Source organism: Leucobacter chironomi DSM 19883 (assembly GCF_000421845.1).
Classification (GTDB): Bacteria; Actinomycetota; Actinomycetes; order Actinomycetales; family Microbacteriaceae; genus Leucobacter; species Leucobacter chironomi.
Genome location: NZ_ATXU01000003.1, coordinates 229,200 through 251,046, shown reverse-complemented (window position 1 = coordinate 251,046; position 21,847 = coordinate 229,200). Strand labels below are relative to the sequence as shown.

The window sequence follows — 21,847 nt, the reverse complement described above, 5'->3', positions numbered from 1 at the left end:
GCGGCGTAGGGTCGAAGCATGAGTATGCGAGCGATCGTTGCGGAGCGGGCAGGCGGCCCGGAGGTGCTCGAACTGCGGGAGGCGCCCGTTCCTGAGCCCGCGGCAGGGCAGCTGCTCGTGGAGACGGCCGCCACGGGCGTGAACTTCATCGAGACGTATCAGCGCTCCGGCGCCTACCGGGTGAGCTTCCCGTTCACGCCCGGTGCCGAGGCGAGCGGCCGGGTGGTCGCCGTGGGCGAGGGCGTGGAGGGCTTCGCCGTCGGTGAGCTGATCACCACCGCCGAGGCCCGCGCGACGTACGCCGAGCGCTTCGCGGTGCGCGCCGAACGCGCCGTGCACGTGCCCGACGGCATCGCCGCCGATACGGCCGCCGCACTGCCCCTGCAGGGGCTCACGGCCCACTACCTCGCCGTCTCTGCGGCCCAGCCGCAACCCGGCGACACCGTGCTCGTGCATGCCGGCGCGGGCGGGGTGGGGCTGCTGCTCACCCAGCTGCTCGTGCGGCGCGGTGTGCGCGTGGTGACCACCGCCTCCACGCCGGAGAAGCGCGAGCTGAGCCGCGGCGCCGGCGCCGACGAGGTGATCGACTACGGCGGCTTCGCCGAGCGGGTGCGCGAGCTCACCGGCGGCGAAGGCGTCGCCGTCGTCTACGACGGCGTGGGCAGGCAGACCTTCGACGGCTCCCTGCAGGCGCTGCGAGTGCGCGGCGAGCTCGTGCTGTTCGGGGCGGCGAGCGGCCCCGTGCCGCCGTTCGACCTGCAGCGGTTGAACGCGGGCGGATCCCTCTCGGTCACTCGCCCGTCGATGGGGCACTTCCTGCGCACGCCCGAGGAACGCGCCGGCCGGTACCGGGAGCTCTTCGAGGCCATCGCCGACGGCGGCCTCGACGTGCGCATCGGAGCGCGCTTCCCGCTCGCGGAGGCCGCCGAGGCGCACACCGCACTCGAATCCCGTGCCACCACGGGCAAGGTGATTCTCGAACCCTGACGCCCGCCCGGTGCCCGTCGGAGCCGGCCCGATGCGGTGCCGAGCGGGCGACGCCGCCGACCTCAGGGCACGCGCCGGATCCACCCCTCCGTGAGAAACTTCTGCTCGACCAGCCGCTCCGCCGCGTCCCACTCGCCCTCGGTGACCTCGCCGTCGCTGCCGCCGTGCCGCTGCTTGAACACCTCGACCATCTTCTCGATGATCTCCTCGCGGCTCAGCCCGGTCTGACTGCGCAGCGGATCCACCCGCTTCTGCGCGCTCGTGGTGCCTTTGTCGGAGAGCTTCTCGCGCCCGATCCGCAGCACCTGCGTCATCACCGCCGGGTCCATGTCGTAGGCCATCGTGACGTGGTGCAGCACCGCACCGGACCCCAACCGCTTCTGGGCCGCCCCGCCGATCTTGCCCTGGGGGCTCGTGATGTCGTTGAGGGGCTTGTAGTGCGCGTCGATGCCGAGCGCCTGCAGCGCCTCCAGCACCCACTCGTCGAGGTAGGCGTAGGAGTCGGCGAAGCTCATGCCGCGCACCAACTCGCCCGGCACGTACAGCGCGTAGGTGATGCACGCCTCGGGGGCCATGTACATTGCGCCGCCGCCCGAGATGCGGCGCACGATCTGGGCGCCGTGCGCGGCGGCCTGCTCCTCGTCGACCTCGTTCTTCACCGACTGGAAGCTGCCGATGAAGACGGCGGGCGCGTTCCACTCCCAGATGCGCAGCGTGGGGCCGCGCAGCCCCTCGCCGACAGCGGCCGTGAGCACCTCGTCGAGCGCCGCGTTCAGCACGGGGGCCACGGGCGGCTCGTGCAGGATCTGCCAGTCGTAGTCGCGCCAGTGCGCGGCCCCGGTGATGGCGCGCCGGATCGCCACGCCCACGGATCCGGGCGTGAATCCGAGCAGATGCACTTCGGTGGGCAACGCGGCGCGGATCGCCTCGGCGAACTCCTCGATCGTGCTCGACGGGTTCAGCCCTTCGACGGCGCCGTTGATGCATTCGAGCGCGTCGTCGGGTTCGAGAAAGAAATCCCCCGAGAGCTTGAAGCCGCTGATGCGCCCTCCGACCACGTCGAAGTCGACGACCACCAGCTTGCCGCCGGGAACTTTGTACTCACCGTGCATGCTCATGGTCTCAGCGTACGCCCACAGTCGTGCGCGCCGCACTACTCCGCTGCGACGCGGTCCACCACCCAGGTGATGAGATCCGAGTAGACCTCGTCACGGTTGGTCTCGTTGAGCGTCTCGTGCCGTGCATCGGGGTAGATCTTCACGGTGACGTCGCGCACGCCCCGCCTGCGGTAGGCGTCCGCGAGCTGGCGCAGGCCGTCGCCTCGGGTGAGGGGGTCCTCGGCCCCCGACACGATGAGGATCGGCAGGTCGCCCGGGATCCCGGGCCCCGGCTTGCCGAACAGACGCAGCGAGTCGGCCACGCCGAAGAGTCGCGCGATGTCGGCGCCGAAGCAGAGTTCGTCGGCGATGAAGGTCTGCGCGGTCTCGGCGTCGCGGCTCAGCCACTCGAAGCCGTTGGCGCCCTCGGTCTTCCACTTCGCGTTGAGATCGCCGCTCTCCATGTGCTTGAAGGTGCGGAACGCCGAGCCGGAGAGCACCAGAGCGTCCCAGGCCCGCGGGTGCTCGTTCAGAATGCGCTGCGCCATCAGCGATCCCCAGGAGTGGGCGAACATCACGAGCGGCAGGCCCGGGTGCCGTTCGCGGATGATCCCGGTGAGCTGCAGGATCGCGGCCTCCGCCGCGCGCAGGCCGCCGGGTCCGAGGCGGCCGAGCTTCGACAGGTCGCCCTCGTGCTGCCGGCGCCCGGTCTCGCCGTGCCCGCGGTGGTCGTCGGCGTAGACGGTGAAGCCTGCTCCGGTGAGGGCGCGGGCGAACGCGTCGTAGCGCTTGGCGTGCTCGCCGACGCCGTGCGCGATCTGCACCGCGCCGATGGGTTCGTCCGCGGCCCACTCGTACGCGGCGATCTCGATGCCGTGCGCGTCGGTGTAGCTGAACTCGGTGTACCCGTGTGCTTCGGTCATGCACTCATTCTGGTGGGCCGGGCTGAGCGGCACCAGGGCGGGTGTGCGCCGTGGGGCGGCGGCGATAGATATGGGATCTGCCGTTCCGATGCCGATCCGGGCCGGATCGGGCATCGGAACGGCAGATCCCATACCGAAGGCGAGGCGTAGGGTTACGCCTTGCGGTGCACGACCTCGCCGTCGACCATGGTGAGCGCGGCTTCGGTATCGAGCAGCGCTTCGGGGGCGTCGGCCAGCGCGTTCGCCGACCACACCACCACGGTCGCGCGGTAGCCGGCTGCGATGCGTCCCGCCTCGCCCTCCCGGCGCGTCGCGGTCGCCGTGCCGAGCGTGAGCGCTTCGAGGGCGTCGGCAGGGGTGAACACGCGCTGCGGCTGATAGGCCTCGCGGCTGCGATCCAGCGCCGACTTCGCGGTGAGCGCGATGAAGAGGTTGTTCGGCGCCTCGTGGGGAGCGGTGGGCGCGTCGGTGCCGAGCGCGAGCAGCACGCCCGCATCGCGGAACTTGTGCCACGGGAAGCCCGTGTGCGCGCGCTCGTCGCCGAGCACGGCCTGCCAGTTGTCGAGCACGGCGGGGTCGCAGTGCACCGGCTGCATCGACGCGGTCACGCCGAGGGCCGCCATGCGGGCGATGGTGTCGTCGGCCACCGACTCGAGGTGCTCGACGCGCGGGCGGCGATCCGCGCGCGGGCCGTTCACCCGGATGCACTCCTGCACCATGTCGAGCGCGATCGTGCTCGCCTCGTCGCCGATCGCGTGCAGCGCGAGCTGCAGGCCCGCGGCGTCGGCCGCGACCGCGGTCGGCAGCGCGAACTCGCGCTCCCAGATCGGCCCCGGCAGCTCGCCGTTCGCGTAGGGCGCGCGCATCGCCGCGGTGCAGGCGTCGATCACGCCGTCGAGGATGAACTTGACGCCCGCGATGCGCAGCCACTCGTCGCCGTACTGCGCGGCGACCTCGTCGCGGATGCGGGCGACCTCGTCGATCTGCGCGAGGTCGGACGCGAGGTCGCCGGTCGCGGTCAGCATCCAGTGCGCGTTCACGGGGAAGGGCAGGCGGCCGTCGCGGTCGAGCAGGCGGCGGTAGGTCGCGAGGTCGGCGTGGCCGAACGACATCTCGGTGGCTCCGGTGACACCCGTCTCGAGGTACGCGGCGAAGGCGGCGGCGAGGAAGCGATCGCGATCCGCATCGGTGGTGACCTCGTCGAGGTAGCCCCACGCGTACTGCACCGCCGCCGTCTCGATGAGGAAGCCGGTCGCGTCGCCGTTCTCGTCGCGCACGATCTCGCCGCCCACCGGGTCGGGGGTCTCGCGGGTGATGCCCATCGCCTCCAGGGCGGCGGTGTTGGCCCAGACCGAGTGCAGGTCGTTCGCGTCGAGAATCACCGGCACATCGGGCACCGCGGCGTCGAGCACGGCGGCGGTGGGGCGCTCGCCCTCCTCGAAGATGTCGAACAGCCAGCTGGTGCCCAGCACGCGCGGTGCGTCGGGGCTGGCGGCCCGGGCGGCGGTGAGACGCTCCTGCACCTCGGCGACCGTCTTCGCGTCGCGCAACTGCACCTTCGTCAGCGACTCGCCCAGCATGAGCATGTGGGAGTGGCCCTCGATCACCCCGGGCGTCACGAGCGCGCCGCCCAGGTCGACCTCCTCGGCGGCTCCGGCGGCCAGGCGCACCGCGTCGAGGTCGCCTGCCGCGAGGATCCGGCCCTCGCGCACCGCGAAGCTCTCACGGGGAGCGACGGAGGCGTCGCCGGTGAAGACCGACGCGTTGCGGTAGATCGTGGTGGTGGCAGTCAAGGGTGCTCGCTTTCGTGGGTGGAGGGGGGATGCTGTCGATCGTAGCCGCTGGGCACTGCGGGCTCAGGCCTCGGCCTGGACGGCCGGTGCGGGGGATTCGGCTGCGGCGGATCGCGCGAGTGCGCGCTCCGCGCCGACCGAGATCCGCGCGATGACGACCGTCGGGATGATCACGGCGAAGCTGATGAGGCCGGTGATGAGGGTGAAGACGGGAACACCGAACCACTCGATGAACGCGCCGCCGATGAGCGGGGCGAAGCTCGAACCGACGAGGTAGGCGCCCAGCAGCGGCCCGGACCAGCGGCCGCGGGCGTCGAGTCCTGCGGCCGTCGCGACGTAGAGCGTGAACGCGAAGGCGTAGACCGTGTTCACGGCGATGATGAGCGCGGCGAGCAGGGCGGGGTCGGCGGCGAAGCCGATCCAGATCTTGAGGGCGCCGCCGATGGCGAGTGCGATGGCGAGCGGCACCGCCCGGCCGATGCGGTTGCCGAGCACGGTGACGATCAGCATGCCGACGATGCCGCCGGCCGCGGCGAGGCTCAGGGCGAATCCGAGCGGCTGCTCGCCGAGGCCGACCGCCGCGCCGAGCGCGGGCGCCATGGTCCAGATCGCGTCCTCGCTCGTGCCCCAGAGGGGGAAGACCAGCAGGATCACGATGCCGGCGACGGTGATGCGCCGCGGCTCGGCGATCTGCAGGCTGGTGGTCACGTCGGCCGGTTCGGCGTGCTCGGGGGAGTCGGGCAGCCAGGCGGCGAGGGCCAGGCCGACGAGCGAGATGAGGGCGAGGGCGCCGAAGACGCTGCCCTGCGTGATGCCGAGGATCGGGATCGCGGCCAGCACGATCGTGATGAGCACGCGGTTGACGAGGCCGCTGGTGGCCGCCACGCGGTTGGGGTTCCGGAGGGCCGCGATCGCGGCGCCCGAGGTGGAGATCGCGGCGCCGACGCCGGCGCCGCCGACGATGAGGCCCGTCACGGTGATCGCGGGCGAGGGCACGAGGGCCGCGGCGGTGAAGGCGACCACTGCGAGGGCGAGACCGGCCATGGCCAGGGGGCGGCGGGCGCGCCCGGAGGCGAGGCGGGCGGTGGCGAGGCCGACGACTGCGGAGGCCAGCAGGGCCCAGGTGAGCACGTTGCCGCTCTCGATGATGTCGAATCCGAGCGCGCCGAGCGCGGTCATGATGAAGGGTGCGAGGTTCGCCATCATCAGGCTGGCGAGCGCGATGAGGAAGGTCGCGCTGCCGTTGCGCAGCGTCAACGGAAAGCGGGGGTCGGCGATGGGGGTGGCGGTGTGCGTATTCACGGGCTCTCTTCTCCGGCGGCTCTGGCGGGAAAACCGAAATGATTTCGGTTAACGTGAACATGCTGGCTCCTGTGGGAGGATCTGTCAAGCAGGAATGCGAAAGGAGGCTCCGTGGCGAGACCCCGTACCGCGCGACTGAGCCGCGAGATCATCGGTCGCGCCGCCATCGATCTGGTCGAGGACGGCCAGGAACTGCAGCTCGTGCCGCTCGCGCGCCGCCTCGGCGTGAGCGTCTCCTCCCTCTACCACCACGTCGCCGGGCGCGAGGGCGTGATCCAGGCCATGCGCCAGGTGCTCGTCGCGCAGTACATCAGGCCGCTCCCCGATGCGAGCGACTGGCGCCGGAAGATCCGCCAGGAGATCGAACTCACCTGGCGCATGTACGCCGACCATCCGCGGGTCCTGCAGCTCATGCTCACCGTCGTCATCGACGAGCCGGACGTGCTCAGCGTCTACCGCGTGCTCACCGAGGCGCTCGTCGAAGCAGGGCTGCCCGACGATGAGATCCTCACCACCATCGAGGTGATCGACGCGTTCACCTTCGGGGTGACGCTCGACGCGCTCTCGCCTGACGAGATCCTCGATCCCGAACGCGCAGGCGGCATCCTCGCACGGCTGATCCGGGAGCACCCCTCGGGCAGCGAGCGCAACCGACGAGTGTTCGACCGCGGCATCGACCTCCTCATCGCCGGCATCGAGGCGCGGGTGCGCGAGACCCGCGATCGGGAGACCCCCGCGCGGCACTGAGCGGATCCGCCGGTTTCGATCGCGTGCGGCCTGTGTCACGATGGCTGTACCGGGACGCGAGGCGGCCGATCCGCCGCGCGATCGCCGGGCGAGGAGGGCACCATGCGTTTCATGCTTCTGCTGCACCGCCGCGAGTCCGAGTTGCTGCAGCGCACCCCGGAGTGGATCGAGGAGGTCGTCGGATTCCTCGCGCGCTTCGAGGACGAGTTGCTCACCCGATCCGAACTCGAGTGGACCGAGACCCTCGACAGCGACACCCGGGCCGCGGTGATCGGCCCGGGCGGCGAACATCGCGACGGCTGGTACAACGAGGCGGGCAAGCCGCTGCGGCGCCTGTGGGTGGTGCGGGTGGCGGATCGGGCCCGCGCCGAGGAGCTCGCCGCCCAGCTCGCGGGCGAGCTCGACACCTGGGTCGAAGTGCGGGAGTGCCTGCCGGGGGCGCAGCGCCCCTGAGTGCCGGGGCATCGCTCCGGGACCTTCCGCGCCCGCGGACGCGGGAGGGTCAGGCGGGGCGCCGGGTCTGTGCGACGCCCTGCGTGTGCGCCCAGACGACGGCCTGAATGCGGTCGCGCACGCTGAGCTTCTGCAGCACGTTCGAGACGTGGGTCTTGATGGTCGCCTCGCCGAGGAAGAGCTCGCTCGCGATCTCGGCGTTCGATCGACCCTCGGCCATGAGCGCCAGCACCTCGCGCTCGCGCTCGGTGAGCCCGGCGCGGTCGAGCGCGGCAGCGGCGTCGGGTTCGCCCGCGGTGTCGGGCGTCGCCCCGGGGTCAGGGGCACCCGCGCGGGTGGTGAGCGGCCCGGCGGCGCTCGGTGCGGACACGGACGGGGCGGATGCCCCGCCTGAGATGCGCTCGATCACGGCTCGCGTCACATCCGCGCCGAGCAGTGCCTGGCCGGCCGCGAGCGTGCGAACGGCGTCGATGAGCTGTTCCGCGCGCGAGGTCTTGAGCAGGAAGCCGCTGACGCCCGCCGCGAGCGCGTCGAAGAGGTAGGCGTCGTGCCCGAAGGTGGTGAGGATCAGCACGGGCGGACCCTCTGCGCTGGGGCTGCCGAGGATGCGCCGTGCGGCCTCGATGCCGTTCAGCTCGGGCATCTCGACGTCCATGCAGATCACATCGGGGGAGAGGGCGGCCGCGAGCTCGATGGCCTCGACCCCGTTCGAGGCCTCGCCGACCACCTCGATATCGGGCTCCGTCTCGAGGATGATGCGGAAGCCCGAGCGCACCAGCGCCTGATCGTCGACGAGCAGAACCCGGATCACGAGCGCACTTCCGATCCTTCGGCGACCGGCGTCGGCACCGTGCTGGCACTGGCACTGGCACTGGCACTGGCACTGGCACTGGCACTGGCACTGATGCTGGTGCTGGTGTCGATGCCTGTGCGTCCTCCGGCACCTCCGGCGCTTGTTCCGGTTCCGGCACCTGATCCGGTCTCCGGAACGGGCTGCGCTGCAGCTTCGGCGCTCGTGAAGTCGTTCCCGACGGCGCTCCCGACGGCACTCCTGCCGACATTCGGCACCGCCGCCCGCACCAGGAAGCCGCCGGCCTCCGAGCCGGCGCCGGGCTCGCGCCGGCCCGCCTGCACGGTGCCGCCGACCGCGCCGATCCGCTCCCGCATCCCCCGCAATCCGAGCCCCGATCCCTCTGACGGTGCGCCGGCCCGCTGGCGCACGCCATCGTCGCTCACCTCGACCTCGACCGCCTGCTGCTCGAAGCGCAGCCGCACCTCGGCCGAGGCGCCGCGGCCCGCGTGCTTGCGCACATTGGTGAGGGCCTCCTGCACTACGCGGTAGAGGGCCACGTCGACGAGCATCGGCAGCGGGCGCGGCTCGCCCGCCACGATGAGCGTGGTGGGCACGCCTGCGCTTTGCGACTCCGCGACGAGCGTGGCGAGCTGGGCGATGCCGACGGTGCTCGACGCCCCCTCGGCCTCGGGCGTGCGCAGGGTGTGCACGAGCCGCCGCAGCTCTTCGACGGCGGTGTGGGCGCTCTGCTCGACCACTTCCAGCGCGGCAGCGGCGCGGGCGGGATCCCGTTCGATGCTGCGCCGCGCCGCGGCGGCCTGGATGCCCATGACCGAGACGTGGTGCGCGACCACGTCGTGCAGCTCGCGGGCGATGCCGAGCCTGTCGAGGGCCACCGCCTGTGTGGCGCTCGTCTGCCGCTCGAGCTCGAGCTCGCGGCCCTGCGCCTCGAGTCGCGCCTGGGTGCGGGCCGCTCGCCACGAGCGCTCGCCGAAGTAGAAGGCCCCGCCGAAGTACATGAGGTTGGTGATGAGCTGGATCACCGCGAAGGTGGCGTAGGCGGAGAACAGCCCGGAGCGCGACAGCCCCGGGAATGCGTCGGTGTCGGAAGAGGAGATGATGAGTGACAGCACCAGCCACGCGATGAGCGCGCCGCCGATCACGATCCGCGTCCAGACGGAGAGCGCGCGCCGCGGTTCCCAGGCGCCCACCGTGTACAGCGCGATGAAGAGGCAGATGTTGACGATGAGGATCTCGGGCACGGCGAACTGGCCGCAGACGAAGAAGCCGATCGACACCGCTGCGGCGACGGGCACCGGGTAGCGCCGCCGCACGGCGAGCGGCAGCGTCGTGAGCCCGAGGCCGAGCGCCCACACCCACGGCTCCGCGGGCTCGGAGATGAGGCCTGTGCGCTGGTAGAGCAGCGAGGTGGTGAGCGCTGCGACCGCGAGCAGGATCGCGAGCCCGACGTCGCCGCGCAGGCTTGCGGGACTCGGCTGGGGTCGTACCCATGCTGCCGCGCTGTAGTCCGTCATGTTTCCAGGGTAGGGGGAGCCTCCGACATTCCACCTCCACCGCCGGAGGGAGACCGTTCCGCCCCGCGGGGGAGGCGCGATGCCGGAGGTCGCCCGTAGCGTGGAGACAGCTAGGGAAAGGAACGAGACGAGATGATCGAGATCGCAGGCGTCTCCCGCAGTTTCGGGGAGCGCAGAGTGCTCAGCGACGTGAGCTTCGGCGTCGAGGGCGGTCGCATGACCGGCTTCGTCGGCGGCAACGGCGCGGGGAAGACCACCACCATGCGCATCATCCTCGGGGTGCTCGCGGCCGACAGCGGGAGGGTGACCCTCGAGGGCAGCCCGATCACCGCGGCGGACCGCGCCCGCTTCGGGTACATGCCAGAGGAGCGGGGCCTCTACCCCAAGATGAAGGTGCTCGAGCAGCTCGTGTACCTCGGCCGGCTGCACGGCATGAGCGCCGCCGCCGCGAAGGCCTCCGCGAGCGGTCTCGTCGAGCGCCTCGGCCTCGGCGAACGGGCGGGAGACACCCTCGAGAGCCTCTCCCTCGGCAACCAGCAGCGCGCGCAGATCGCGGCGGCGCTCGTGCACGAGCCCATCGCGCTCGTGCTCGACGAGCCGTTCTCGGGCCTCGACCCGATCGCGGTCGAGGTGGTGCTCGGCGTGCTGCGCGACTACGCCGCGCAGGGGGCGCCCGTGCTCTTCTCGTCGCACCAGCTCGACATCGTCGAACGCCTCTGCGACGACGTCGTGGTGATCGGGGACGGCCGTATTCTCGCGTCCGGATCCCGCGAAGACCTGCGCGCCCAGCACTCGGGGCGCGAGTTCGAGATCGAGCTCGCGGGCGCCGCCGCCGACGCCGGCTGGGTACGCGAGCAGCCCGGCGTCTCGGTCACCCACCTCGACGGCGGCTTCGCCCGCTTCCAGGCCGACACCGACGGCGCCGCGCAGTCCGTGCTCGTGCGCGCCGTCGAGCGCAACTCGGCGGAGTCCGCCGTGCGCCGCTTCGGCCCCGTCACCCCGACTCTCGCCCAGATCTTCAAGGAGGTCGTGCAATGACCACGCAGACTCAGACCCGCGCCGCGTCCCGCCCGATCGGCGGCGCGCAGGGCGCCTGGCTCGTCGCCGAGCGCGAAATCACCACCAAGCTCCGCAGCAAGGCGTTCCTGGTCTCGAGCGGTGTGCTGCTGCTGCTCGTGCTCGCCGGCGTGCTGTTCAGCGGGTTCATGGCGAACACGGGCGGGCTCGGCGGCCCGACGAAGGTCGCCGCGGTCGGCGAGGCGTCGACGGCGCTGCAGCCGTTCGCGGGGCACGGCTTCGAGGTGACGGAGGCGCAGGATCGCGCCGCCGCCGAGCAGCTGGTGCTCGACGGCGAGGTGGACGCGGCGGTCGTGCCCGGCGGGGACACCGCGGTCGACCTCACGGTGCTCGCGAAGGACAGCCCCCCGACGGACGTGCTGAGCGCGCTCTCGGCGTCGCCCTCCGTCGAGCTGCTGGCTCCCACCACCGATAACCCCGCGCTCGCCTACATCATCGCGATCGCCTTCGGCGTCGTGTTCATGATGAGCGCGATCACCTTCGGCACCACGATCGCGCAGAGCGTGGTCGAGGAGAAGCAGACCCGGATCGTCGAGATCCTGCTCGCGACCGTCTCGGCCCGCACCATGCTCGCGGGCAAGATCCTCGGCAACAGCATCCTCGCGCTCGCCCAGGTCGTGGCGATCGTGGCGGTGGCGTCGGTCGGCATGCTGGCGACGGGGCAGGATCTGCTGCTCGGCGAACTCGGCACCTCGCTCATCTGGTTCGGCATCCTCTTCGCGTTCGGCTTCGTGCTGCTCGCGACGATGTACGCCGCGCTGGCGACGCTCGTGTCGCGGCAGGAGGACGTGGCCTCGGCGGTGAGCCCCGTGATGTGGCTGGTGATGCTGCCCTACTTCGCGATCATCTTCTTCAACGACAACCCGCAGGCGCTCGCGATCATGAGCTACGTGCCGTTCTCGGCCCCCATCGGCATGCCGATGCGCCTGTACCTCGGCACCGCCGAGTGGTGGGAGCCGCTGCTCTCACTGGGCGTGCTGCTCGTCTCGATCGCGATCGTGCTCTGGATCGGTGCGCGCATCTACAGCAACTCGATCCTGCGCACGGGGGCCAAGGTCAAGCTCAGCGAGGCCATCAAGGGGTAGTCCCCGCCCACGACGGGCCTGGCGGCGATCCGTATGGGATCTGCCGAGGATATGACCGATTCGACCTTGAATCCCATATCTTCGGCAGATCCCATATTTTTGGTCGGGGTCGGGGTCGGGGTCGGGGTCGGGGTCGGGGTCGGGGTCGGGGTCGGGGCTGCTCTGAGTATCCGGCCTCAGTTCACCTCGTCGGGGTGGGATCCGCTGCGGAAGCCGCGATCCAGTCCCGCGATCGTCTCCATCGCCGGGGCATCGAGCTCGAAGCCGAACACGTCGCCGTTGTCGGCGATCCGGGCGGCACTGCTGGCCTTCGGGATCACGACGTTGCCGATCTGCAGGTGCCAGCGGATCGCGAGTTGCGCGACCGAGACTCCGCGATCCCGCGCGAGCTGTGCGAGCACCGGGTCGTCGAGCAGACGCCCCCGGGCGAGCGGTGACCACGCCTCCGTGGTGATCCCGTGCTCGGCGTGGAACTCGCGCAGCTGGCGCTGCTGCAACCAGGGATGCAGCTCGACCTGGTTGACGGCCGGCACCGTCCCGGTCTCGTCGAGTAGCCGCTGCAGGTGCGGGATCTGGAAGTTGCTCACGCCGATCGCTCGCACCCGGCCCTCCGCGCGCAGCCGTTCGAGCGCGCGATACGTCTCGACGAACAGACCCCGGGCCGCGCAGGGCCAGTGGATGAGGAAGAGATCGAGCTGTTCGAGGCCCAGATCGGCGAGCGTGCGATCGAAGGCGCGCAGGGTGCGGTCGTACCCCTGCTCGGTGTTCCACACCTTGCTGGTGACGAAGAGCTCTCCGCGGTCGAGGCCGGCGTCGAGGGCATCGCGGATCCCGCGCCCCACCCCCGCCTCGTTGCCGTAGAACGCGGCGCCGTCGAGGTGGCGGTACCCGGCGGCGAGGGCGAGCCCCACCAAGCGCTCGGCGTCGTCGGCCGGCACCTTGTACAGGCCGTAGCCGAGCTGCGGCATCTCGACGCCCGGGGCGATCGGGATCCGCGGGGCGGGGAGGGGTGCGCCAGCAGTCATGCCTCGACGCTACCGAACGCCGGCCGCGGCGCCCACCCCCGACTCGATCCGCCCCGGGGCGAGCACCCCGATCGAGGGCCGCGATCCGCCCCTCCCATCCGTGTCAGGGGTCGGGAGTAGTCTTGCCGGGTGAACAGCACCCACTCCTCGAACCACCCCGAGATCAGGCCGTGGCCGGCCCTGTGGTCTCTGGTGCTCGGCTTCTTCATGATCCTCGTCGACACCACGATCGTGTCGGTCGCGAACCCCTCGATCATGCGGGGCCTCGACACCACGATGGTGGCGACGCTGTGGGCCACGAGCGCTTACCTGCTCGCCTACGCCGTGCCGCTGCTCATCACGGGCCGTCTCGGCGATCGCTTCGGCCCGCGCCGCATCTACCTCGTGGGTCTGACGGTCTTCACGCTGTCGTCGCTGGCATGCGGCCTGGCCGGCGGCATCGAGACCCTCATCGCGGCCCGCGTGTTCCAGGGCCTCGGCGCGGCGCTCATGACGCCGCAGACCATGGCCGTGATCACGCGCATCTTCCCCCCGCTCGAGCGGGGCTCGGCGATGGCGGTCTGGGGCGTCACGGCCGGTGTCGCGACGCTGGTGGGCCCGATCCTCGGCGGTTTCCTCGTCGATGCCTGGGGCTGGGAGTGGATCTTCTTCATCAATGTGCCCGTCGGCGTCATCGCCTTCGTGCTCGCTCTGCGCTTCGTGCCGGTGCTGCCCACCAACGCGCACCGTTTCGACTGGCTCGGGGTGCTGCTGAGCGCGCTCGGCATGTTCCTGCTCGTGTTCGGCATCCAGGAGGGCGAGAGCTTCGAGTGGGGCACGATCTGGGGCCCGATCACCGTGTGGGGCCTCATCATCGCGGGTGTCGTGGTGCTTGCGCTGTTCGTGCTGTGGCAGCGGGTGCAGCGCGGCGAACCGCTGATCCCGTTGCAGATCTTCCGCGACCGCAACTTCTCGGTCGGCTCGGCGGTGATCGTGACGGTCGGCTTCTCGGTCACCGGCATGTCGCTGCCGCTCATGTTCTACCTGCAGCTGGTGCGCGGGCTCACGCCCACGCAGTCGGCGCTGATGATGGTGCCGATGGCGGTGCTGTCGATCGTGCTGGCGCGCCCCGTCGGGCTGCTCATCGACCGCCGCGATCCGCGCCGTCTGCCCGTGCTCGGCCTGCTGCTCGTCGCCGCCGGCCTGGCGAGCTACGCGCTCATGGCCCGCCCCGAGGTGTCGCTCTGGCTGCTGCTGATCCCGAGTGCGGTGCTCGGCCTCGGCAACGCGTTCATGTGGGGCCCGCTCGCATCGATCACCACCTTCGGGCTCGCGCAGGATCTCGCGGGCGCCGGCTCCGGCGTCTACAACACGAGCCGCCAGATCGGTGCGGTGCTGGGTTCGGCTGCGATGGCCGCCTTCATGGGATCGCGGATCGCGGCCCATCTCGGGTCCGAGGCCGCCGACGCGGCGGGCAGTGTCGGCGGCGGATCCGGTGCGCTGCCCGACGCGCTGCAGGGCGGCTTCACGGCTGCGATGGCCGAGTCGATCCTCATGCCGATGGGCGTGATCGTGGTCGGTGCGATCATCTCGCTGCTGTTCGCGAGGCGCCCGAAGAACGCGCAGCAGGCCGCAGCTCCCGCGGAGTGAGTCGGAAGCCCCTGCGTGCCCGTTCGGGCGCGTCCTGGGATACTCGCCGGGGTGGGCCGTTCGCCCGCCCGAACCCCAACCGGAAGGAAGATCGCGCATGATCGTCGCATTCTCCGTCGCACCGAGCGGCGGCCCGCAGCCTGGTGACTCCGTCTCCGACGCCGTCGCCGAGGCGGTGAAGGTGGTGCGCGCCTCGGGCCTGCCGCACCGCACCAGCAGCATGTTCACCGAGATCGAGGGGGAGTGGGACGAGGTCTTCGACGTCGTCAAGCGCGCCACCGAGGCGGTGATGCCCTTCGGATCGCGGGTGTCGCTCGTGGTGAAGGCCGACATCCGCCCCGGCTACGAGGGCGAGCTCGATGCGAAGCTCACCCGGCTCGAGCGCGCGATCGAGGGCACCGAGAAGTAACCGGGAGCAGCGGGAGAGCAGGAAATGCCGGGGCGGATCCGCACCGCGGTCCCCGACCCGCCACCCCGTAACGCCGCAGCGGCGGCCGCCCGTTGAGGGCGACCGCCGCTGCGACGTCTGGGAGCCGACTCAGGCGTCGATCCGCTTCCGGCGTCGATCGGCGAGCACGAGCCCGCCGCCCGCTGCGATGAGCGCGATCATGGCGGCGATGAGGCCCCAGAGCTCGCCACCCGTGGTCGAGAGCGGATCGTGCCCGCCCGGGGCCGGCGGGGCCGGCGGGGCCGGGGGCACGCCGTCGAACACGTTCGAGACGAGCACCGTCGCGCCGCCGGCTGCGACCACGATCCCGTCACGGCTCGTGCCGGCGCTCTCCTCGCCTGCGATCGTGATGGAGGTCGCCTTCGCGTTGCCGTCTCCGGTCTCGGTGAGCGTGCAGCGCGCGCCCTCGGGCAGCCCGGTCTCGGCGTGCCGCTCGCCGGCGCTGAGGGTGAACCGCTTCGTGATCGGCTCGTTCAGGCCGCGGGCCTCGCAGACCAGCTCGAACGCGTACCGCTCCGATCGGTGCTCTGCTCCCACCGGATGCTCGTCGGCGCTGAGCACCGACTTCTCCACGACGATGCCGCCGAGGGTGTAGGTGTTGCTGAGTCGCAGCTGCGTCTCACCGTCCTCCTGCTCCCGGATGCGCAGCTCGGCGCTCAGCCCGTCCGTCGCCGGGGAGACCCCGGGCTGCGCCTCGATCGAGCGCCCGGTCTCGCCGTGCGCGCCGAGCTCTCCGGCTTCTGCGGCCGTGCAGTCGGCTCCGATGGGCAGTCCCGGCACGGTCGCCGAGCCGTTCTTCGGCACGATCACTGTCGCCGCGTCGCCCAGGTCGAGCGCGATGCGAGCGGGATCCGCGACGCCGCTCGGCACGGTGCACGAGAGCTCGACGGGGAACTCCTCGGGCGCGTGCGCCGCACCGTCGCCGGCGACCTCCTTCGAGATGACGAGCGGGGCCGTCTTCACCGTGACGCCCGCGCGCTGCGGGGTCGAGGGCAGATTCACCCGGTTCCCCGAGGTGTCCCATGCGATCACGCCGTTCTGGTTCCAGGCGAACTGCGGGGTTGCGAACTGCTCGAGCGTCGGGCGGAGGCCCTGCTCTGCGGGGTCGACGACGCGGTTCACCGTCTCGAACTCGAGGGTGACGTCACCGCCGGGTGCGAGCGGCGCCGCGGTCATGTCGATGTTCACGCGGATGCCCGCGATGTCGGCGATGTCTCCGGTGTAGGCATCGATGGGCGTCCACACGTTCGCCGGGTTCGTCGCGGTGTCGGAGCAGGTGGGATCCGCCACCCACAGCGAGCTGCCCGGCACCTCGCCCACGCAGGCGGCGGCGTTCACCGTCACCTCGATGGCCGGTGTCGCGCCCGCCGGCAAACCGCTGAAGCGGAAGATGTCCGAGGCGCTCTCGCCGACGAGCACGGGCCGGAAGGTCGAGCCGCGCTCGGCGCCGCCCGCGAGCATCTTGTCGCCGATCGTCGGCATCATGTCGACGATCGTCATCCGTGCGAGCGGGTTCGTGCCGGTGTTGAAGTGCTGCAGCTTCCAGGTGTCGGTCGCCCCCACCGCCGTGTACGACGCGCAGGGGTTGCGCGTGTAGTCGGAGCCGATGGGCCGGTAGGCGGCCGGCAGGCACTCCTCGCCGGTGCGCACGTTGAGCGCGCCGTGCACGAGATTCTCGCCGAGGGTGTCGACGTACTCGCCGTTCACCGTCTTCGCCGATCCGACGACGGTCCCCGCGCGCGGCTGCACGAAGTTCGTGTTCGAGCAGCGGTACGCCTCGACCGGGGCGGGCGGCTGCTGCCCGAAGTCGTTCGGCTGCTGGCACGCGGCGAGCGGCACGCCGGTCTCGACGGTGACGGTGTTCTGCGCCTGGGTGCCGGTGGGGACCGGCTGGAGCGCGAGCCCGAGCCCGATGGTCATCGTCTCGCCGGGAGCCATGCGGGCGCCCGCGGGCCAGGTGAACACCAGCGACCTGCCGTCGTCGGAGCGCGTGATCGCGACATCCGAGGGGGTGGCACTCAGACCAGTCGCCCCGCTCGCGCCGGGCGTGCTCGTGAAGGTCGGCTGTTCGCCGTCCCAGTCGAGCGTGGCCGGGAGAGTGTCGGTGACGTTCACGATGGGCAGGTAGCCCGTGCCGGTGTTCGTGAAGACGAGCTGCCAGGGCATGTGCACGAGCGGCTCGACCTGGTGGGTGCCGGTGTCGTTCGGGGCGCGTTTGCTCACCCTGAGCGTGTGCGTGCCGGGCCCGAAGCCCACTTCGGCGTCTGCGTCGGCTTCTGCGTCGCCGAACTCGTGATTGTCTGCGACGGCGATCGCGATGTTCTGCTCGCTGTCGCCGGTCCAGTCGACCGCGACGCCCGTGCGCAGGCGCACGGTGAAGCCGAGTGCGGCGGTGCCCCACGACGCATTCCACGAGGTCGCGCCCTGCGGGAACAGCCCGTTCCCTGCCGCACGCGAGAAGTCGACCGCGACGCCCGTGATCGTCGCCGGATCCCCGGTGAAGCCGTCGTACGCCGTCCAGACGCCGTCGACCCGCACCTGCAGCGCCGAGGTGTCGGCGTCCCGGGGGGAGGTGACCGTGCCGAACGACACGAACTCGAAGCGCTGCCAGAACGACGCGGTGTCGTCCTCGATGCGCAGCGTGTTCAGCGGTGCGGTGGAGCCGTTCGGGGTCGCGGTGAGCGCCACGTGCACCGGGTCGGAGGGCGAGGCCTCGATGATCGTGTCGTCGCTCGTCGCGCCGTGCTGCACGGCGACTGTCTTCTGCAGATCGACCCGCACTGCGGCCTTCCGCAGGTCGACGGCGGCCTGGGCGGTGTCGCTCGGCTGCGTTCCGGGTGCGATCACGGCGTCCGAGCCGCGGGCGACCGCGAGGTTCGGCACGCTCACCACGGAGTCGAGATCGCCGCCCTCGACCGGGAGGCCGGTGAGTCGCGACTGCTCGCGCAACTGCACGTCGAGGTGCATGACGAGCTCGCTGCCCACGGTGATGCGGTTGCCGTTCTCCTCGGGGTCGGTGCCTGAGAACGTGGTCGCGATGCCGATCACGTCGGGCAGCAGGGCCGTGAACGCGGGATCCCCGTCGAGCACCTGCCGGAGCGTGAACACTTCCCGGGTGCCGGCGGCGGTGCCGTCGTAGAGCCACACCTCCACCTCGCTGTCCGTGGTGTCGATGAAGGCGGGCAGCGTGCCGTAGCTCACCCCGGTGAGGGTGAAGACGTCGAAGTGATTGCCCGCGCCGCGCACCTCGGCGCCGTAGTCGCGGCCCGCGAACTGGCTCTGGTCGATCGCGACGGGGGCGTCGGGCCGCCGGGTGTCGGCGATGCGGATCTTCGCGAGCCGCATGGCGTCCCTCGCGCCCGTGGGCGCGGTCGAGGCGTTCGACGCCGTGAGCGTGTAGCGGGCGCGCGGGTAGTCGGCCGCGGTGAGCTCGCCGGGGTTCGGAACGGTCATCTCGATGTCGTCCGCGGGCGTGCCGGTGGGGGCGCCGGTCGCGGAGTCGATGGGCTGCACCTGCTTCACGAGGTCCACGTTCGTCGTGCCGTCGAGCACTTGGATCGTGTCCGCCGCGGTGACCGTGTCCGAGGTCGAGTCGCTGTGGATCCCGGTTGCGGCGAAGACGTTCTCGACGCAGCCGTCGGCGGCGCCGACGCAGTTGAAGGTCGTGTCGTGCTGCTTCACCCACTTCACCGAGCCGTCGGCGGTGCGTGCGCGTTCGCGGAGCTGCCAGTCGAGACGGAAGGCGCGGATGTCGGCCGAAGCGGAGACGCCGGTGCCGGCCTTCGGCGCGGTGAGGTCGCCGTTCGCGAATGCGGCCTCGCGCGCTGCCGTGTTCTCGGCGAGCACGAGGCGCACGCCCAGCGTGCTGAGCTGCTGCTCGGGCGTGAGGGTGTAGCCGGTGAAGCCGGTGGCGTTCATCCAGCTGCCGCCGGGGATCGGGGTCACGCTCACCCAGTCGCTGCCGTTGTAGAGCTGCACGTCGGTGACGAGATCCCAGGCGAGCCGGGGGTCGACGGTGCCGGATCCGGCGGATCCGCTCGTGCGGATCGGGCGCACATGGGTGAGGTTGAACGCCTCGAACACGGTGCCTGCGCCGCTCGCGGTGGGTGCGGACGGATCCTGGAGCACGACCGTGCTGTAGCCGGACTCGGTGGCGGCCCAGCGCTGCGTGGTCGAGGTGCGGGCCCCCGACTGCGAGGTGAGCACGTCATCGGCCCAGGCTTTGGATGCCCACATGCCGGTGCCGGGTGCCGGCCCGTTGTCCTGCGTGCCGCGCACGCCGACGATCTCAGTGTCGTCGTCGGTTCCGGTGACGACGCGGCTGTCGAGTTCACCGGTGCCGGTCGCGGAGGCGACGTTCGTGTAGCGCTCTGCCGTGAGGAAGTCGGTCGCGGTCGGCTTGGAGGCGTCGCTCCGCAACGTCGAACGGGCGGTGAACGACAGGTTGGGCTTCACGTAGGTCTTCTGCGAGAGCCCGTTGCTGTTGGTGTACACGAAGCGCACGCCGGTGATGCCGGCGGGGAGCGGATACGCCTCGTTCTCCGGGGGGTTGGTGACGAGCGGGGTCGTCGCCCAGTTGCCGCTTGCGTCGCGGGTGTAGATCTCGAGCGTGGCCTGGGTCGCGGGCTCGGTCGTGTTCACCGGCCGGCTGATCGGGGGGAGGATCTGCGTCGCGTCGAAGGCGTCCCAGAAGGTGCTGACGCCGCTCCACGCATCCTCGACGGTGATCGTGGTGGGCTTGGTGCGACCGCCGCCGGTGGCGGCAGAGGTGTCGAGCTGCACGACGACGTTCTGGCCGGGGAGCACGGTTCCGGGGCCGACGCGCTTGTCGATGGTGACGTCGATCCGAGGGGCGACGAGCGCGAGCGTCGCGCTGGCCTCTTCGGTCGCGTCGGGGAGTCCGGTCTTGGTGCCGGAGACCTCGATGACGTTCGGCAGCGGCTGGGTGCGCGCGCCGGGGGCGACGAAGGCCTCGTCGGAGTTCGTCTGGATGCGGTAGCGCACCTCGGCGGCGGTGTTCGTCGCGATCTTCCCCGCGTAGGTGAGGGAGAAGCCGGTGATGGTCGTGCCGGCGGGCGGGGCGGGCAGCGGGTCGCCCCTCGTCAGCGGGATGGTGGTCGGGCCGCCGTCGTGGAGCCAGGTGAGCTCGGCGGAGGTTGCGCCCTCCGGCCAGATCGCGTCGAGATCGCTGTTGTCGAAGCCGGCGAAGACGAGATCGGAGCCCAGGAACAGCGGATCGGAGCCCGTGCCGGGCTCGGCGATCGTCAGCGTGTCGAGGGTGGTGCTCCGGGGTGCTTCGGGGTTGATGGCGCGGAGTACGACACCCACCGCTTCGCCCGCGGTGACGTCGGCGAGCGCGGTGGTCTCGGAGCCGCCGGGGAGGGGGTAGAAGCGCTTCTGGGCGTCGACCGAGATCGCTTCGGGCGCCACCTCGAACCCGGCCTGCGTCGGCTTCGAGACCGGCGGCTGATCGGGGGCCTCGACCGTGGCGAGCACGGTGTTCGTCGCCGTCCAGCCGGTCGACACGGTCGCGCCGGTGCTGCGGTTCGTGGCGCGCTGCGTCACGGAGAAGGCCTGCGACGCCGAGGCGCCGGGAAGGATGGTCGCTCCGGCGGCGGTGTAGGAGGTGCGCACGCCCGCGATGTCGGAGTTCGGGATCGTCGGGGTCCACGCCACCCAGTTCCAGCTTCCGCCGCTGAGGCGGTAGACCTCGACGGCGGTGCTGTCGGCACCGTCGGGGCGGGCGCTCGTCGGGTCCGCGGGAGCGGTGAAGCCGGCGAAGTCGACGAAGTTGAAGGGGTTGCCTGCGGGCAGCGCGCTCGCCCCCTCGGGTGCGAGCGCCGGATCGGCGGGATCCTGCAGTCGGAGCGCACTGGCGGGAACGTTCGAGGCCTGGGTCGCACCGATGGTGACGGTCGAGGCGGCTCCGGGCTCGTAGCTCTGCGCGGCCGGGCTCCAGCTCTTCGCCGGTGCGACGTCGATCACGATGGGGTTGTCGACCTCGATGATCGCGCTCGACGAGGCCTCGAGCGGCTTCGCACCCGATTTCGCGGTGATGGTCGCGGTGTTCGTGAGGTCGGTTCGGAGCACCGGGTCGTTCGGGGCGAGGCCCTCCGGAACGGTGATCGTGTATTCGAGCACGCCCTGGGCGCCGGTCGGCAGGCCGGTGCCCGCGGTGTTGCCGGTCCCCGCCTGCACCGGCAGCGCGACGCCGACGGTGATCCGCAGCTCCGCGGGGTCGCTCGGGAGGGTGCCGCTCAGGGGCTGGGCGGGGGAGTCGCCTGCGGCGATGCCCGGGAGGTCGAGGGTCACACCGGTGCGCTGGTTGTTGAAGCTCGCACCGAGGTCGCTGATCCGCCATCCCGCGAATGCGGCGGGCAGCGCGTCGACGACGATCGCCGGGCCGTCGGCGTCTTCGTCGTTCGCGAGGAACTCGACACGGTAGGTGACGGAGTCGCCGGGCCGCAGGTCGCGTACCTCTTTCTCCCCGTTCACCGTCTTGCTGATGAGGATCGAGGCCCCCTCCGCCGCGGTCGCCGGCAGCACCTGCCCGCCCACTGCGAGAGTGCCGCCGAACAGCAGCGCCGAGAGCGCCCCCGCGAGCACGCGCATCGCGCGTCGCCCCTTCGGCCGATCCCGATCCGTCCATCCGAGCGCTGTGACTCGCATACCTTGTGTCCCCCTTCGGTACGGTTCGAGCGCACCTCTGCGCTCGAAGCCCGACTCCTGCGCTTGGGAATACTTCTGGGGGAAGCAGCGCAGAAGCCGGGCACAGAGAAGACGGAGATGACCTCGAATCGTGACGCGCGGTTGACAGAATTTTTTTCGGTTGTCGTCTGGAGTGGATTTCCAGGGCGTTGCGCGGATAATCGATGAGGGGGAACCCGGGCGCCGTACATGGCGCGCGGGGGCTTATCTGGGTGCGCGGCGATGGGAATACGTCGCGGATCCGC

15 protein-coding genes are annotated in these 21,847 nt (G+C 71.2%); 7 read left to right on the top strand and 8 right to left on the bottom strand.

All coding sequences use genetic code 11. The features are described from left to right. Positions 1-24: 24 nt before the first annotated feature. Entirely contained in the window at positions 25-987 is a 963-nt protein-coding gene (locus H629_RS0104980; protein ID WP_036084404.1) for a quinone oxidoreductase family protein, read from the top strand. Between the two features lie 62 nt (positions 988-1,049). On the opposite strand, the gene H629_RS0104975 is transcribed toward H629_RS0104980, so the two are convergent. From H629_RS0104975 to H629_RS0104960, 4 genes are all read right to left on the bottom strand, one after another. After that, complete coding sequence (locus tag H629_RS0104975; RefSeq protein WP_024356201.1) at positions 1,050-2,099, bottom strand: lipoate-protein ligase LplAB; 1,050 nt, start codon at positions 2,097-2,099, stop codon at positions 1,050-1,052. Positions 2,100-2,140: 41 nt separating this feature from the next. Next, positions 2,141-3,007, bottom strand: a complete 867-nt coding sequence (locus H629_RS0104970; RefSeq protein ID WP_024356200.1) for an alpha/beta fold hydrolase — start codon at positions 3,005-3,007, stop codon at positions 2,141-2,143. A gap of 152 nt (positions 3,008-3,159) precedes the next feature. Beyond that, a complete protein-coding gene (locus tag H629_RS0104965; RefSeq protein ID WP_024356199.1) occupies positions 3,160-4,800 on the bottom strand; it encodes an amidohydrolase in 1,641 nt (546 codons plus the stop codon). A gap of 63 nt (positions 4,801-4,863) precedes the next feature. Further along, positions 4,864-6,102 (bottom strand): MFS transporter, encoded by a 1,239-nt coding sequence (locus H629_RS0104960; protein WP_024356198.1) that lies wholly within the window; start codon positions 6,100-6,102, stop codon positions 4,864-4,866. 111 nt (positions 6,103-6,213) lie between these two features. Between H629_RS0104960 and H629_RS0104955 the strand changes: the two genes are divergently transcribed. Further along, a complete protein-coding gene (locus H629_RS0104955; protein WP_024356197.1) occupies positions 6,214-6,849 on the top strand; it encodes a TetR/AcrR family transcriptional regulator in 636 nt (211 codons plus the stop codon). Between the two features lie 102 nt (positions 6,850-6,951). Next, on the top strand, positions 6,952-7,302 hold the full coding sequence (locus H629_RS0104950; RefSeq protein WP_024356196.1) for a YciI family protein: 351 nt from the start codon (positions 6,952-6,954) through the stop codon (positions 7,300-7,302). 49 nt (positions 7,303-7,351) lie between these two features. On the opposite strand, the gene H629_RS0104945 is transcribed toward H629_RS0104950, so the two are convergent. Together H629_RS0104945 and H629_RS0104940 are read right to left on the bottom strand one after the other, a co-directional pair. Next, positions 7,352-8,113, bottom strand: a complete 762-nt coding sequence (locus tag H629_RS0104945) for a response regulator (RefSeq protein WP_024356195.1) — start codon at positions 8,111-8,113, stop codon at positions 7,352-7,354. Further along, on the bottom strand, positions 8,110-9,630 hold the full coding sequence (locus H629_RS0104940; protein ID WP_024356194.1) for a sensor histidine kinase: 1,521 nt from the start codon (positions 9,628-9,630) through the stop codon (positions 8,110-8,112). The genes H629_RS0104945 and H629_RS0104940 overlap by 4 nt, the downstream gene beginning before the upstream one ends. A 132-nt stretch (positions 9,631-9,762) precedes the next feature. Here H629_RS0104940 and H629_RS0104935 point away from each other — a divergent pair, with 132 nt between their 5' ends. Both H629_RS0104935 and H629_RS0104930 read left to right on the top strand, forming a co-directional pair. After that, the gene (locus tag H629_RS0104935) at positions 9,763-10,668 is read left to right on the top strand and encodes an ABC transporter ATP-binding protein (protein WP_024356193.1); all 906 of its coding nucleotides are present in this window, start codon (positions 9,763-9,765) and stop codon (positions 10,666-10,668) included. Beyond that, positions 10,665-11,792 carry an ABC transporter permease gene (locus H629_RS0104930; RefSeq protein ID WP_024356192.1) on the top strand — a complete coding sequence of 376 codons (1,128 nt, stop codon included), beginning with the start codon at positions 10,665-10,667 and terminating at the stop codon, positions 11,790-11,792. Before H629_RS0104935 ends, H629_RS0104930 begins: the two co-directional genes overlap by 4 nt. Before the next feature lie 176 nt (positions 11,793-11,968). Here the strand turns inward: H629_RS0104930 and H629_RS0104925 are convergent, their stop codons facing one another. After that, positions 11,969-12,817, bottom strand: a complete 849-nt coding sequence (locus H629_RS0104925) for an aldo/keto reductase (RefSeq protein ID WP_024356191.1) — start codon at positions 12,815-12,817, stop codon at positions 11,969-11,971. A 129-nt stretch (positions 12,818-12,946) separates the two neighbouring features. Between H629_RS0104925 and H629_RS0104920 the strand changes: the two genes are divergently transcribed. Then, the gene (locus H629_RS0104920; protein ID WP_024356190.1) at positions 12,947-14,446 is read left to right on the top strand and encodes a DHA2 family efflux MFS transporter permease subunit; all 1,500 of its coding nucleotides are present in this window, start codon (positions 12,947-12,949) and stop codon (positions 14,444-14,446) included. A gap of 97 nt (positions 14,447-14,543) precedes the next feature. Then, a complete protein-coding gene (locus H629_RS0104915; protein WP_024356189.1) occupies positions 14,544-14,855 on the top strand; it encodes a thiamine-binding protein in 312 nt (103 codons plus the stop codon). Positions 14,856-14,984: 129 nt separating this feature from the next. Here H629_RS0104915 and H629_RS13980 read toward each other — a convergent pair whose 3' ends face one another. Further along, the gene (locus H629_RS13980; RefSeq protein ID WP_152485645.1) at positions 14,985-21,563 is read right to left on the bottom strand and encodes a DUF5979 domain-containing protein; all 6,579 of its coding nucleotides are present in this window, start codon (positions 21,561-21,563) and stop codon (positions 14,985-14,987) included. Positions 21,564-21,847: the final 284 nt, after the last annotated feature.

What these genes read in the sequence shown, in the direction of transcription:
- H629_RS0104980 (WP_036084404.1), top strand. Translation starts at nt 25, where the DNA reads ATGCGAGCGATCGTTGCGGAGCGGGCAGGCGGCCCGGAGGTGCTCGAA.
- H629_RS13980 (WP_152485645.1), bottom strand. Translation starts at nt 21,563, where the DNA reads ATGCGAGTCACAGCGCTCGGATGGACGGATCGGGATCGGCCGAAGGGG.
- H629_RS0104935 (WP_024356193.1), top strand. Translation starts at nt 9,763, where the DNA reads ATGATCGAGATCGCAGGCGTCTCCCGCAGTTTCGGGGAGCGCAGAGTG.
- H629_RS0104970 (WP_024356200.1), bottom strand. Translation starts at nt 3,007, where the DNA reads ATGACCGAAGCACACGGGTACACCGAGTTCAGCTACACCGACGCGCAC.
- H629_RS0104915 (WP_024356189.1), top strand. Translation starts at nt 14,544, where the DNA reads ATGATCGTCGCATTCTCCGTCGCACCGAGCGGCGGCCCGCAGCCTGGT.
- H629_RS0104940 (WP_024356194.1), bottom strand. Translation starts at nt 9,630, where the DNA reads ATGACGGACTACAGCGCGGCAGCATGGGTACGACCCCAGCCGAGTCCC.
- H629_RS0104930 (WP_024356192.1), top strand. Translation starts at nt 10,665, where the DNA reads ATGACCACGCAGACTCAGACCCGCGCCGCGTCCCGCCCGATCGGCGGC.
- H629_RS0104975 (WP_024356201.1), bottom strand. Translation starts at nt 2,099, where the DNA reads ATGCACGGTGAGTACAAAGTTCCCGGCGGCAAGCTGGTGGTCGTCGAC.
- H629_RS0104950 (WP_024356196.1), top strand. Translation starts at nt 6,952, where the DNA reads ATGCGTTTCATGCTTCTGCTGCACCGCCGCGAGTCCGAGTTGCTGCAG.
- H629_RS0104925 (WP_024356191.1), bottom strand. Translation starts at nt 12,817, where the DNA reads ATGACTGCTGGCGCACCCCTCCCCGCCCCGCGGATCCCGATCGCCCCG.